13 protein-coding genes are annotated in these 13,430 nt (G+C 69.3%); 6 read left to right on the top strand and 7 right to left on the bottom strand.

Annotated elements, in window-relative coordinates; all coding sequences use genetic code 11:
- Positions 1–145: 145 nt before the first annotated feature.
- Positions 146–907 carry an isoprenyl transferase gene (locus tag K254_RS0100885; RefSeq protein WP_026553800.1) on the bottom strand — a complete coding sequence of 254 codons (762 nt, stop codon included), beginning with the start codon at positions 905–907 and terminating at the stop codon, positions 146–148.
- Between the two features lie 113 nt (positions 908–1,020).
- Between K254_RS0100885 and trhA the strand changes: the two genes are divergently transcribed.
- Positions 1,021–1,668: a PAQR family membrane homeostasis protein TrhA gene (trhA, locus tag K254_RS0100880; RefSeq protein ID WP_026553799.1), complete on the top strand. Its 648-nt coding sequence runs from the start codon at positions 1,021–1,023 to the stop codon at positions 1,666–1,668.
- Positions 1,669–1,692: 24 nt separating this feature from the next.
- Here the strand turns inward: trhA and K254_RS0100875 are convergent, their stop codons facing one another.
- The 3 genes from K254_RS0100875 to mca form a co-directional block, all read right to left on the bottom strand.
- Positions 1,693–3,915 carry a thioredoxin domain-containing protein gene (locus K254_RS0100875; RefSeq protein WP_081709799.1) on the bottom strand — a complete coding sequence of 741 codons (2,223 nt, stop codon included), beginning with the start codon at positions 3,913–3,915 and terminating at the stop codon, positions 1,693–1,695.
- The gene (locus tag K254_RS25100; protein WP_035748831.1) at positions 3,887–4,267 is read right to left on the bottom strand and encodes a hypothetical protein; all 381 of its coding nucleotides are present in this window, start codon (positions 4,265–4,267) and stop codon (positions 3,887–3,889) included. Before K254_RS25100 ends, K254_RS0100875 begins: the two co-directional genes overlap by 29 nt.
- A 77-nt stretch (positions 4,268–4,344) precedes the next feature.
- Positions 4,345–5,253, bottom strand: a complete 909-nt coding sequence (gene mca, locus K254_RS0100865; RefSeq protein ID WP_026553797.1) for a mycothiol conjugate amidase Mca — start codon at positions 5,251–5,253, stop codon at positions 4,345–4,347.
- Between the two features lie 137 nt (positions 5,254–5,390).
- On the opposite strand from mca, the gene K254_RS0100860 reads away from it, so the two are divergent.
- Both K254_RS0100860 and greA read left to right on the top strand, forming a co-directional pair.
- A complete protein-coding gene (locus K254_RS0100860; RefSeq protein WP_026553796.1) occupies positions 5,391–5,831 on the top strand; it encodes a DUF4307 domain-containing protein in 441 nt (146 codons plus the stop codon).
- Positions 5,832–6,028: 197 nt separating this feature from the next.
- Positions 6,029–6,523 carry a transcription elongation factor GreA gene (greA, locus tag K254_RS0100855; RefSeq protein WP_026553795.1) on the top strand — a complete coding sequence of 165 codons (495 nt, stop codon included), beginning with the start codon at positions 6,029–6,031 and terminating at the stop codon, positions 6,521–6,523.
- 81 nt (positions 6,524–6,604) lie between these two features.
- Here greA and ilvA read toward each other — a convergent pair whose 3' ends face one another.
- From ilvA to K254_RS0100840, 3 genes are all read right to left on the bottom strand, one after another.
- A complete protein-coding gene (ilvA, locus tag K254_RS0100850) occupies positions 6,605–7,843 on the bottom strand; it encodes a threonine ammonia-lyase (RefSeq protein WP_026553794.1) in 1,239 nt (412 codons plus the stop codon).
- Entirely contained in the window at positions 7,843–9,054 is a 1,212-nt protein-coding gene (locus tag K254_RS21045; protein ID WP_081709798.1) for an AI-2E family transporter, read from the bottom strand. The genes ilvA and K254_RS21045 overlap by 1 nt, the downstream gene beginning before the upstream one ends.
- Positions 9,055–9,117: 63 nt before the next feature.
- On the bottom strand, positions 9,118–10,089 hold the full coding sequence (locus tag K254_RS0100840) for an aldose 1-epimerase family protein (RefSeq protein WP_026553793.1): 972 nt from the start codon (positions 10,087–10,089) through the stop codon (positions 9,118–9,120).
- A 213-nt stretch (positions 10,090–10,302) separates the two neighbouring features.
- Between K254_RS0100840 and K254_RS21040 the strand changes: the two genes are divergently transcribed.
- The 3 genes from K254_RS21040 to galK are packed head-to-tail and all read left to right on the top strand — an operon-like array spanning position 10,303 to position 13,420.
- Positions 10,303–11,148: a DeoR/GlpR family DNA-binding transcription regulator gene (locus K254_RS21040; RefSeq protein WP_081709797.1), complete on the top strand. Its 846-nt coding sequence runs from the start codon at positions 10,303–10,305 to the stop codon at positions 11,146–11,148.
- Entirely contained in the window at positions 11,145–12,263 is a 1,119-nt protein-coding gene (galT, locus tag K254_RS0100830) for a galactose-1-phosphate uridylyltransferase (RefSeq protein ID WP_026553792.1), read from the top strand. The genes K254_RS21040 and galT overlap by 4 nt, the downstream gene beginning before the upstream one ends.
- A complete protein-coding gene (gene galK / locus K254_RS0100825) occupies positions 12,260–13,420 on the top strand; it encodes a galactokinase (protein ID WP_026553791.1) in 1,161 nt (386 codons plus the stop codon). The genes galT and galK overlap by 4 nt, the downstream gene beginning before the upstream one ends.
- Positions 13,421–13,430: the final 10 nt, after the last annotated feature.

The following is a 13,430-nucleotide window of genomic DNA, read 5'->3' as shown; positions in this document are numbered from 1 at the left end:
TGCGACGCAACCCGTCATAACCGGCCTCCCGATCGGAAGACCAGGTGTCCTCCGATACGGCCCACGCTACGCCCGGCGGCGGGGGCAACTGGTGGAACTTGGATTGCGTGTCGTGGAATGACAGGTGAACTGTTGCCAAACGCCCTTAGGCGCCGAAGCGGCGGCTGCGGCCGGCGTAGTCGCGCAGGGCGCGCAGGAAATCGATCCGGCGGAACGCCGGCCAGAGGGCCTCGCAGAAATAGAACTCGCTGTAGGCGCTCTGCCACATCAGGAAGCCGGAGAGCCGCTGCTCCCCCGAGGTGCGGATCACCAGATCCGGATCCGGCTGGCCGCGGGTGTACAGGTATTTGGAGATGTCGTCGACGTCGAGCGAATCGGCCACCTCGGGCATCGAGCGGCCGGCGGCCTCGGCGTCGTGCAGCAGTTCCTTGACGGCGTCGACAATCTCGCGCCGGCCGCCATAGCCGATGGCCATGTTCACGTGGATGCGCTCCTTGGCCGGCACGCGGGCCGTCAAAGAGGAGAGTCTGTCCGCCAGATAGTCCGGCAGCAGCTCCGGGGCGCCCATCGCGTGGACGCTGATGTCCGCGTCGGCATCCAGCAGGTCCATGGTGTTGGCGATGATGCCCATCAGCTCGTCCAGCTCCTCGCTGGAGCGGCTCATATTGTCCGTGGAGAGCATGTAGAGAGTGACAACCTTGATGCCCAGCTCCTGGCACCAGCCCAGAAATTCAAGGATCTTGTCGGCTCCGGCCTGGTGGCCGTCCCGGGTGGGGGCGTTGAACTGCTTGGCCCAGCGCCGGTTCCCGTCCACCATGACGCCGATGTGGTTGGGGATCCTGCTCCGGTCCAGCGCACGCACCAGACGGCGCTCGTAGTAGCCGTACAGCAGCCTGGGCATCCTCATGGGCGAGGAGAACAGCTGCATGGGACCACCCGGCTTCCACTCGTCAGGGCCGATCGGCCATGCTGTTGATTGTTGGGAACTACCCTGACTACGTTACCCGTTAGGATGCCAGTATGAGTGCCACCCAGCTGTTGACGACCAAGCCCAGCTGGCGGGGCTGGCTGCATGCCGGCATGGCGCCGCTGGCCCTGCTGGGCGGCGTGCTGCTGGTTCTGGCGGCCCCCACCACCACCGGCAAGGCCACCTCGGCCATCTACGCGGCCACCGGCGTGCTGCTCTTTGGCACCAGCGCGCTCTACCACCGCGGGAATTGGACGCCGCGCACCAAGGTGCTGCTCAAACGCCTGGACCACGCCAACATCATGCTGGTCATTGCCGGCTCCTACACGCCATTGTCGGCGATGCTGCTGCCCCAGCCGGTGGCCACGCTGCTGCTCTGGCTGATCTGGTCCGGCGCAGTGGCCGGCATCCTCTTCCGGGTCCTGTGGGTGGGCGCGCCGCGCTGGCTGTACGTGCCGGTCTACGTCCTGCTGGGGCTGGCCGCATTGTTCTTCCTGCCCGAGTTTGCCGCCGCCAGCGTGCCGGCCACAGTGCTGATCTGCCTGGGCGGCGTGTTCTACATTGCCGGCGCCGTCATCTATGGGATCAAGAAGCCCAACTTCAGCCACAAGCACTTCGGCTTCCACGAACTCTTCCACGCCTTCACCATCGCCGGCTTCGCCACGCATTTCGCCGCGATTGCCATGGCCATCTGGCACTAGGCCCGGCCGCTGGGACGGTGCCTGTCAGGGCTGTGCCAGCCGGGCCGCCAGCTCCTGCGGCGTCCCCACGGGGAGGGCGCAGACCATGCCGCGGCACACATAGGCCAGCGGCCCGCCGTCGGACGCCGGTGGCCGGTCCCGCAGCAGCGGCACCACATCGGTCCCAGGATTAGCGGCGACGCCGGGGGCACCATCGGGGGCACCATCCGTGAACCGGACGGCCAGCACCATGCCCGGCGAGGCGGAGCGGGCCGCGGTGCGCACCAGATCCCGCGTGGCGTCCGTGTCGGGGCCGACGACGGCCACCTCCAGCGGGCCGGCCTGCAGTGCCGCGGCGACGGCAAGCGCTCCCCCCGCCACCCGTGGGGCGCGGCGGGCCAGGGCCGGCAGCGTGTCCAGAATGCCCTCGGCCATGCTGCGGTGCCTGGCGGATCCGCTGTAGCCGGCATGGGCCAGCAGCGCCGCGGCAAAGACGGCGGACCCGCTGGCCGTCGCATTGTCGAACGGATCGGCGGCGAGCGGCCCGCCGGCGGCATTGTGCAACGGGCCGGGCGCGTCCGGAACCTCCCGGAGCAGCCCGCCGCTGGCAAAACGGTCGACGGCGGCGTCCAGGAGCGTGCCTGCCCGCAGGAACCACTCCCCGTCCCCCGTGGCCGCGTAGAGCGCCAGGAACCCCTCCGCGCAGGCGGCATAGTCCTCCAGCAGCCCGGCGATGCCGCGCGCGGCGCCCTCGTGGGACACCCTGGACAGCACGGCGCCGTCCCAGTGGACCTCCCAGAGGTATGCTGCCGCGGCCACCGCGGCCGCCAGCAACCGCGGATCCTCCAGCACCTGGGCGGCATCGGCCAGGGCCGCCACGGCCATGCCGTTCCAGCCGGCCACCACCTTGTCGTCGCGGGCGGGCTGCGCGCGCAGGTTCCGCGCGGCAGCCAGGGCCGGGGCCAGGGCCTCCCAGCGGCCGCGGCTGCCCGCATCCAGCGGCCGCGCCGGGTGCAGCGGGGCGGGCTCGGCGCCGACGCCCATCAAGCGCGCAGCCCACAAGCCCTCGCCCGGCAGGCCCGCGGCACGTGCAGCCTCCTCAAGCTCCGAGGCGGTCCACAGGTAGGTCCCGCCCTCCTGGTGCACACCCGCCACCACCGTGTCGGCATCCAGCGAGGAGGCGAAGGCACCACCGGGCAGGCGCAGCTCCGCCAGCATCCAGCGCGCGGTGCCGGCCGCGGCGCGTCGTGCCTCCGCTGCCGGGAAGGCATCTCCGTGCAGGACTGCACCGCCCCCGGGCAGCCGGAGCCAGTGGGCGTAGACGCGCAGCAGCCCGGCGTTGTCGTACAGCATTTTTTCAAAGTGCGGCAGCGACCAGTCCGCCGTCACCGAGTACCGAGCGAAGCCGCCGGCGAGCTGGTCGTAGAGCGCCGAATTGGCCATCGCCGACAGCGTCCGCGCGGCCACGCCCCGGGCCACGTCCACAGAGTCAGCCGCGGAATCCGTGGGCCCGGCGGCATGCCTCAGGAGGAATTCCAGGGCCGGCGTCGGCGGGAACTTCGGTGCGCCGCCAAAGCCGCCGTGCTCCGGGTCCTCGGCCGCCGCCAGCGCGTGGGCGGCATCAGCCAGCAGCGTGTCCAGCGCGCCGCCGTACAGCCAGGAGCCGGGGACGGACTTCGTGGCGACCGGGGCCAGAGCCGATCCGGCCAGGATGGCCGTGAGCTCGCCCGCGCTGTCCTCCACCGCCGCGCGGCGTTCGGTCCAGGCCTCCACCACGGCCTGAAGGACCTGGCGGAACGAGGGCCGCCCCGGCAGCGGGGTGGGCGGGAAGTAGGTGCCGGCATGGAAGGCCCGGCCGTCGGGGGCCAGGAAGACGCTCATCGGCCAGCCGCCGGCGCCGCTGATGGCCTGGGTGGCGGCCATGTAGACGGCGTCCACATCCGGGCGCTCCTCGCGGTCCACCTTGATGGCGACAAAATTGCTGTTCAGGTACGCCGCGACGCCGGGATCTTCGAAGGATTCCGACGCCATGACATGGCACCAATGGCAGGCCGCATAGCCGATCGACAGGAAAATGGGCACATCCCGGGCGCTGGCCTGGGCAAAGGCCGCGTCCGAAAACGGCTGCCAATGCACGGGGTTGTCCGCATGCTGGCGCAGATACGCCGACGGCTCGCCGGCCAGCAGATTGGCCCCTCCCCCTGGTGCGGGGCGGGGCGGCGGGTTGGCCCCCTCGGAGCTAGTCCCTGCGGGGCGTTCCGGGCTCATCAGTCTCGGTGCCGTCCGCGGGCGCCGCAGCGCCGCCGGACGTTCCTGCTGCGTCGACACCTTGGGTGAGGTACTCGGCGTCGGGCCCGTGGCTGCCGCCGACCTTGTGTGCGCCGGCGGCGCCTGCTGGAGCACCGGCGGCAACGGCGTCGTCGGAGACCTGCTCACGGTAGCGGACGCGCCGGATGCGCTTGACCATGTCGCGGATCAGGAAGAACATCACCACCACAATGCCGAACGTGATGATGAACCCCAGGAAACCGGGGCTGACCTGGTTCGGGTCCAGCCCCGGGCGCAGCGTGGGATCGCCCGACGGCGTGGTGGTGTCGAACTGCAAGATCAAAGAGTGCACATTCAGTCTTTCGTTGGTCCCCGTGGCAGGAAAAACCCCTGTTGGCATGCGAGGGCGGGCACAGGCCCGCCAACTATCTATCGTAGGCCAGCAAAGAGGTCGTGCTCGGGCACGGAGGTCTTCACCCGGGATTCAATCAGCGAGTAGTCCTCCCACGGCCACACCTTGCGCTGCATCTCGGCCGAAACGGCGAAGAAGAAGCCATCCGGATCCACCTGGGTGGCGTGCGCGCGCAGGGCCGCCTCGCGGAGTTCAAAGTAGTCGCCGCAGTCGATCTGCGTGGTGGTCGGGTGCGGACTCACCGGCGGGGCGTGCCCATCGGCGTCGGACTCCAGCCAGGCCGCCAGCCGCTCGGCAAAGGGCGACTGGATGCCCGCCTCCTCCAGGGCAAAGTGCAGGGCACGGAAACGCTGGGGGTTGAAGGCGAGGTCGTAGTAGAGCTTCGACGGCATCCACGGCTCGCCCGCATTGGGGTACTTCTCCGGGTCCCCCGCGGCGTTGAAGGCCTCCACGGCCACGCGGTGGGCCATGATGTGGTCGGGGTGCGGGTAGCCGCCGTTTTCGTCGTAGGAGACGATCACGTGCGGCTTGAAGCGGCGGACCAGGCGCACCAGCGGCTCCGCGGCAATCTCCAGCGGCGCCAGGGCGAAGCAGCCTGCGGGCAGGTCCGGCAGCGGATCCCCCTCCGGCAGGCCGGAATCCGTGAAGCCGAGCCAGCGGTGCTCGATGCCCAGCAGGGCCGCGGCGCGGGCCATCTCCAGGCGGCGGGCGCCGCCCATGTCGCGGGCCGAGTGCGGGTCGCCCTCCATGCGGGGGTTCTGGATGCCGCCCCGCTCGCCACCGGTGCACGTGGCCACCATCACGCCGACGCCGGAGGCTGCGTAGCCGGCCATCATGGCCGCGCCCTTGGACGCCTCGTCGTCGGGGTGGGCGTGCACGGTGAGCAGGCGCAGCCCCCCGTCGGGGAGCCCCTCTTTGGTGGCCATGGGGCTTTCCTTTCGGACCTGGATGAAAACATCCGCAATCAAAATGAACGATAAACTGTCAAGGTCCGGATCCGTGCAAGCGGATCACAAGAGCCTGCGGCGTAGAACCCGTGGTCCCACAACCAAAGTGGACTTCTGTGACTGTATCCAATTCCTCAGCAACTACCAGCGTAGCCAATCGCTACGGTGCGCCCAAGCGCGCACTCGGCCGCCGGGCAAAAGTGGTCTGGTTGGCCGTTGCCGCCGTGCTGGCGCTGGCCTTCGTGGCCTGGCTGGCACTGGGCCGCGGTGAGGCCCCGGTGGTGAACAAGCTGGTGGGATATTCGGTGGTTGACGCCACTCTGACGGAGGTTGACCTGCAGGTCACCAAGGATCCCGCGGACACCGCCCAGTGCGCCGTGAAGGCCATGGACGCCACCTACGCCGTGGTCGGCTGGAATGTCGCCACCATCGGCCCCAACAGCAGCTCCGAGGGCTCCGATTCGGGACGCACGACGGCGCTGCGCGTGCACGTGCGGACCGATTCACCCGCCGTGACAGGCGTCGTCGACAGCTGCTGGATCGTCAAGCAGCCCTAGGCCCGGCACACGGCCCCCGGGCCCCCTCCGCCGCGCCCTGCTTGGGTTAAGGCGTGTTCTTGCCTACACTTGTCTAATACCTCCGCCCCGCTTGGTTGGCCTGTGTGCCGCCCCGGCGGGGTCTTTGCTTGCCGGTTCTTTTCACAAGATCCGCTTAGCTCGACCCTCTCGGTTTTATCCTCTTCAAGGAGTTGTACGTGTCTACCACCAACAGTGCACCCGCTGCCTGGCTCACCCAGGAAGCCTTCGATCGTCTGTCGGTCGAGCTGGAACACCTCTCCGGCCCCGGCCGCGCCGAGATCGTCAAGAAGATCGAACAGGCCCGCTCCGAGGGCGACCTCAAGGAGAACGGCGGCTACCACGCTGCCAAGGACGAGCAGGGCAAGATCGAGGCCCGCATCCGCCAGCTGACAGCGCTGCTGCGCGACGCCCACGTGGGTGAGGCCCCGGCCGACGACGGCATCGTGGAGCCGGGCATGCTGGTGGTTGCCACCATCGCAGGCGATGAGACCACGTTCCTGCTGGGCAGCCGCGAAGTTGCCGGCGACACCGATCTGGACGTCTTCTCCGAGAAGTCCCCGCTGGGCGCAGCCATCCAAGGCCACAAGGCCGGCGACACCCTCAGCTACACCGCCCCCAACGGCAAGGAAATCCCCGTGGAGATCATCTCCGCCAAGCCCTTCACCGGCTAACTGTTTCTTATACGAAACTGGGGCGCAGAAACTGCACGGAATCCGCGGATTCTCTGCAGTTTCTGCGCCCCAGTTGTCGTTTTAGTGCACGACGATCGGCTGGAAGCCCTCCGCGCGGAGCGCCGTCAGCACCAGCTCGCAGTGCTCATGCCCCTTGGTTTCCAGGTTCACCGTGATGGAGACATCGCCCATGGAGATCGAGCCGCCCACACGCGTGTGGTCCACGCCGGTGACATTGGCATCGTTCTCGGCGATGATGCGCGAAATGGTGGCCAGCGAGCCCGGGCGGTCGTCCAGCATCATCCGCACCGTCATGAACCGGCCCGCCGCGGCCAGACCACGCTGGATCACCTTGAGCATCAGCATCGGGTCGATGTTGCCGCCGGAGAGGATCACCGCCGTCGTGCCCGGGTTTTCGATCTTGCCCTCCATCAGGGCCGCCACGCCGACGGCGCCCGCCGGCTCCACCACCAGCTTGGCGCGCTCCAGCATGAACACCAGGGCCCGGGCCAGGGCATCCTCGCTGACGGTGACGACGTCGTCCACCAGTTCGCGGATGATGGAGAAGGGCAGCTGCCCGGGGCGCCCGACGGCGATGCCATCGGCCATGGTGGAGACCTTCTTCAGCGGCACCAGGGCGTCAGCGGCGAGCGAGGGCGGGTAGGCGGCGGCGTTCTCCGCCTGCACGCCGATGATGCGGATCTCCCGGCCCAGCTCCTTGGCGCGGGTCTTGATGGCCACGGCCACACCGGCCAGCAGTCCGCCGCCGCCCACGCCCATCAGCACGGTGTCCACGTTGGGAAGCTGGTCCAGGATCTCCAGGCCGATGGTGCCCTGTCCGGCCACCACGTCCACATTGTCGAAGGGGTGAACAAACACTGCGCCCGTCTCATCGGCGTAGCGCTGCGCCTCGGCCAGGGACTCGTCCACATTGTGGCCGTGCAGCACCACCTCGGCGCCGTGGCTTCGGGTGGCGGCCAGCTTGGGCAGGGCCACGCCGAGCGGCATGTAGATGCGGGCCTTGATGCCCAGGCTCTTCGCGGCGACGGCCACACCCTGGGCGTGGTTTCCGGCGGAGGCCGCCACCACGCCGCGGGCACGCTCGGCGGCATCCAGCTTGGCCATGCGCACATAGGCGCCGCGGACCTTGAAGGAACCGGCACGCTGCAGGTTTTCGCACTTGAAATAGACATCCGCGCCACAGATGGCCCCCAGCGCCCGCGAACTCTCAATGGGCGTCACGGCGGTAATGTCTGCCAACAGCTCCGCGGCTGCTTCGACGTCTTTGAGGGTTACAGGAAGATCGCTCAGGGCGTTCACTAGCGGTTCTCTTTCTCGATGTGCGGCACTGCGGAGCCGGAGGGCGCCGCAGCTTCAGGGGTCAAAGTGTTGGAGGGGAGGGTCGACGGCGGCGTGCCCGGCCCAGGTTCGGCGTCGGGCAGTTCCGCCCAGCCTCGGGAGGCAATGTAGCGGATGGCGGAATTGGCCACCGCCAGCAGCGGCACCGCGAAGAGGGCGCCGGGGATGCCCGCCACGCCGGAGCCTGCGGCAACGGCCAGGATCACTGCCACCGGGTGGAGCGAGACGGCGCGGCCCATGACCAGGGGCTGGAGCAGGTGGCTCTCGGCCTGCTGGACCAGCAGCACAATGGCCAGCATGATCAGCGCGTTCACCCAGCCGTTGGCGACCAGGGCCAGGAGGACGGCGACGGCGCCGGTGACCAGCGCACCGATCACGGGAATGAAGGAACCCAGCAGCACCAGCACCGCGAGCGGCAGGGCCAGCGGGACGCCGATGACCGCGGCGCCTACGCCGATGCCGATGGCGTCCACGGCCGCCACAAACAGCTGGATGCGCACGTAGTTGACCATGGAGATCCAGCCGCGGTGCCCGGCACCGTCAACGGCGCGGCGGCTGCGCTTGGGCAGCAGGCCGACCAGGAAGGTCCAGATCCGCTCCCCCTCCAGGAGGAAGAAAATCAGGATGAACAGGGTCAGCAGCAGACCCGCGGCGAAGTGTCCGGCGCTCGTGCCAAAGTTCAGCGCGCCGGAAAGGATGGAGCTGCTGTTCTGCTGGAGCGCCTTGACGGCGTCGTTGATGTAGACGCTGATCTGGTCCGAGCTCAGCTGCAGCGGCCCCTCGGAGAGCCAGGTCAGCACCTGGTCAAGACCCGCAGCGGCCTGTTCCTTCAGGGCGCCGAATCCGGCCACCATCTGCCGGCCCACCAGGAACAGGGCGCCCAGCACACCACCGAGCAGACCGAGCTCCGTGATGGCCACGGCCAGGCCGCGGTGCAGGCCGATCTTCACCAGCCAATTGACGATGGGGCGCAGCAATCCGGCCAGCAGGGCGGCCACCATGATGGGGATGACCAGCAGGGTGACCATGCTCAAAAGCCACAGGATCCCGCCGACGACGACGATGACCAGGCCCAGGCGCCAGGCCCAGGCGGCAGCAACCCGGAGACCGTAGGACACATCGGCGTCGGCGTCCAAGGGCGCGGGGGCGGTCCGATCTGCAACGAGTTTCATGGTCCAATACTTCCCCAGAGTGGAAAAATACTGAAACCGCGTCCACCATCCGTCGCCGGTGGGCTACAGGCTGGCGCCGATCCCCCAGCGCAGCGTGGCGCTGGAGCCGGGCTCCAGCCAGTTCAGGCCGTCCCCGGAGTTGAAGGCATTGGCGGGCCCTGTCATCGGTTCCACGGCCACGGCCTTGGTGCGGCCGGGGAACTTGTCCGTGGCGAAGATGTGCACATAGGCGGCACCCTCCTCCTGCCAGAGCCACACCGTGCGCCCATCGGGGGCCGTCAATGTGGTGGTGGCGCGGCCGCCGGCAAAATCCAGGCCGGTGAAGGCGCTGTCCAGGGACAGCCCGCCCACCAGGCGGCCGGCACGCAGGTCCACGCCGCCGCCGGGCACTCCCGCGGCGGCCGAGGCGGCGTCCGTTGCACCGCCTACGGCGGCGGTGCCGGTGGGGATGAGGCGCTCGTTGGCCAGCACCACCGTGGCGGCGGGCACCGTGATGGTGAGCTCCTCGGTGGGAACGGAGCCCAGGCACAGGTAGGGGTGGGCGCCCAGCACATACGGGGCCCGGGCCGCGCCGTCGTTGAGCAGCGTCTGCTCCACCAGCAGGTTTTCGTCCTCACCCAGCGTGTAGCGCACCTGGTGGCGCAGCAGGAACGGGAAGCCGTGCTGGGGGTGGATGGCGGCCTCGAGGAGCACATGGTGCGCCGAGGATTCCAGCGCCGTGTAGGCGGTGTTGCGCAGCAGGCCGTGGATCGCGTTGTTCCGGTCCACCTCGGTGATGTCCAGCTGCTGCACCGCGCCGTCCAGCAGCCAGCGGCCGCCGTCCACGCGGTTGGCGAAGGGGGCCAGCGTGATGCCCGCGGCGCCCGGCGCAATCTGGTGGTCCGCGTAGCTCTCGGTCAGGGCCACGCCGTCGCGGGCGAAGAGCCGCAGACCGGCGGCCAGCGCCACCACCTGTGCTACGGCGCCGCCGCGGGTGAGGGTGAACTGGGCGCCGGTGGCGCAGGGCAGGGCGGCAGTGGAGGTCGCTGGGTTCATGGCACCACGGTACAACTTTTTGCCCGCCGCGCCACAGCAGCGTCCGCCGGCCGGACCGGCACGGGCCACGGCCGGCGCACGTGTGCGTCACACCACAGAATGCTCTGGCGCAGCGTTCGACCGGGTGTTATATTTTGTTTGAATCTCTTCGAATTTGAAATGCCCGATCACCGGCCACACCCGCCGGAACGGGACCACAGGCAGGAGAATACGATGTTGGCACCCGAGCGGCAGTCCCGCATCCTCAGGGAGCTCCAGCACCACGAGGCTGTCCGTGTTGCAGAGCTTGCCACAGTGCTGGGCGTCAGCGAAATGACCGTCCGGCGCGACATCGAGGCCCTGGACACCTCCGGGCTGGCCCGCAAGATCCACGGCGGCGCCACCCGCCTGTCCCGGCTCAGCGCCGTTGAGCCCGGCTTTTCCTCCAATGCGAACCGCGAGCCGGAGGCCAAGAACGCCATCGCCACCGCTGCCCTGTCCCTGCTGGAACCGGGCATGACGGTGGCCCTGACCGGCGGCACCACCACCTACCTGCTGGCCACGATGCTGCACCAGGTGGACGATCTGACGGTGGTGACCAACTCCCTGAAGGTGGCCGAGGTGATCCACCAGCAGCAGCACAGCTCCGCACCCAAGGTCATCGTCACCGGCGGCGAGCGCACCCCCTCGGAGGCCCTGGTGGGGCCCGTGGCGCGCGCGTCCATCAGCCGGCTCAACACGGACATCTGCTTCATGGGCGTCCATGGGATCGACCACGAGCGCGGCCTGACCAGCCCCAATCTGCAGGAGGCGGACACCAACGCCGCCTTTGCCGAGGCCACCCGCGTGCTCGTGGTGCTGGCCGACCACAGCAAGTTCAATGTCCGCTCGCTGGCCTCCATTGCGCCGCTGAGCCGGGTGGACACCATCATCACGGACGACGGCGTGGACTCCCCCACGCTGGCCATGTTCCGTCCGCTGGTCAACCACCTCCTGGTGGCGAACGACCCTGCGGAGGAATCGGCCGGATACACCCCCCTGCACTCCACACACTCCACGATTGGCGGAACCGCACGATGACCATTGCCACCAGCACCCGGCTGGCCGACGGCCGGGAATTGATCTACTTCGACGACGGCACCCACGCCAAGGACCACAGCGCGGCTGACACGCGCCCACTGGAACTCCGCTCGGAGGCCGACACCGGCGAGATCCGCTTCGATGCCCTGACCGGCGACTGGGTGGCCATCGCGGCCCACCGCCAGAGCCGCACCTACCTGCCCCCGGCGGACCAGTGCCCGTTGTGCCCCACCACCGGGGCCAACCTCTCGGAGATCCCCGGCGACGACTACGACGTCGCCGTCTTCGAGAACCGCTTCCCCTCCCTGGGCCCGGCCACCGGGCTGGCCCCGGAGCACCCGCACTGGGGCACCACTGGCACGGCGTTCGGCCGCTGCGAGGTGGTGGCCTTCACCCCCGAGCACACCGGCTCCTTCGCCTCGCTGACGCCCGGGCGTGCCCGCACGGTGATCGATGCCTGGGCGCACCGCACCGAGGCCCTCAGCGCCATTTCCGGCGTCAAGCAGGTCTTCCCGTTCGAGAACCGCGGCCAGGAAATCGGCGTCACGCTCCACCACCCGCACGGGCAGATCTACGCCTACCCGTACATCACCCCGCGCGCACTGGTGATGGCCCAGGCCGCCCGCCGCTTTTACGACGACGCCGATGGCACCGCCACGCTGACCGGTTCCATCCTGGATTCCGAGCGCAGCTCCGGCGACCGGATGATCCTGGAGGGCGAGCACTTCAGCGCCTATGTGCCCTTCGCCGCGCACATGCCGCTGGAAATCCACCTCACCCCGCACCGCCACGTGCCGGACATCGCGGCCCTGAACGGCGCGGAGCGCGATGAGCTCTCCACCATGTACCTGGACCTGCTGCGCCGCCTGGACAACCTCTACGACACCCCCACACCGTACATTGCCGCCTGGCACCAGGCCCCGGTGGACGCGCTCTACCGCCCGGCCGGCCGCCTGCACCTGCAGCTGACCTCACCGCGCCGCGCCGCGGACAAGCTGAAGTTCCTGGCCGGCTCCGAGGCCGCCATGGGCGCCTTCATCAACGACACCACCCCCGAGCAGACTGCCGCCGTCCTGCGCACGACCTCCGCCGCACAGAAAGTCCTCTCCGCATGAGCACCGCCCTTTCCCCCACCGCTCTGGCACAGCAGTTCACCAGCCTCTTCGGGGCAGCCCCGGACGGCATCTGGGCCGCACCGGGCCGGGTGAACCTCATCGGTGAGCACACCGACTACAACGAGGGCTTTGTGCTGCCCTTCGCCATCGACCGCACGGCCAACGTCGCCGTCCGGCTGCGCGGTGACAACACTGCCCGTCTGGTCTCCAGCTACGGCAACCAGGGCGTGGTGGAGGTTGATCTGGACACGCTCTCGCGCGATTCGATGTCCGGTTGGACCGCCTACCCGCTGGGCGTCGTCTGGGTGCTGCGCCAGCAGGGCGTGGCCGTGGGCGGTTTCGATCTGTTCCTGGATTCCACAGTCCCCACCGGCGCCGGCCTGTCCTCCTCCGCCGCCATCGAGTGCGCCGTCGCCACGGCTTTCAACGAACTGCTGGATGCCCAGCTCTCCCCCGGCGCCCTGGTCCTGGTGGGCCAGCGCGCGGAGAACGAGGTGGTGGGAGCCCCCACCGGCATCCTGGACCAGTCCGCTTCGCTGCTCTCCACCGACGGCCACGCCGTCTTCCTGGACTGCCGCAGCCAGGCCTCCCAGCTGGTTCCGTTGGCTCTGGCGGCCGCCGGTCTGATCGTGCTCGTGGTGGACACCAAGGTCACCCACGCCCATGCCACCGGCGGCTACGCGGCCCGCCGCGCCTCCTGCGAGCTGGGCGCCGAGGTGCTCGGCGTTGCCGCCCTGCGCGACGTCGACGCCGAGGACCTCGCCGAGGCCGCCGGCCTGCTGGATGAGGAGACCTTCCGCCGCGTGCGCCACATCGTCACCGAGGACATGCGTGTCCTTGAGACGGTCTCGGTGCTGGAGGCCTCCGGCCCCTCGGCCATCGGAGACCTGCTGACGGCCAGCCACGCCTCCATGCGCGACGACTTCGAGATCTCCTGCCCCGAGCTGGATCTCGCCGTGGACACGGCACTGTCCAACGGCGCCCTGGGTGCCCGGATGACCGGCGGCGGCTTCGGCGGCTCCGCCATCGCGCTGATCCCGGCGTCGGCCGAGGCCACCGTGCGCACCGCCGTGCTGGACGCCTTTGCGGCCGCCGGCTTCACGACCCCGGACATCTTTGCCGTCTCCCCCGCGGCCGGCGCCCGCCGGATCGTCTAGCGGACACAAC

It is taken from the genome of Arthrobacter sp. 35W, assembly GCF_000482545.1.
GTDB lineage: Bacteria > Actinomycetota > Actinomycetes > Actinomycetales > Micrococcaceae > Specibacter.
The sequence above is the reverse complement of the archived record's forward strand: the minus strand, read 5'-3'. Positions and strand labels throughout refer to the sequence as shown.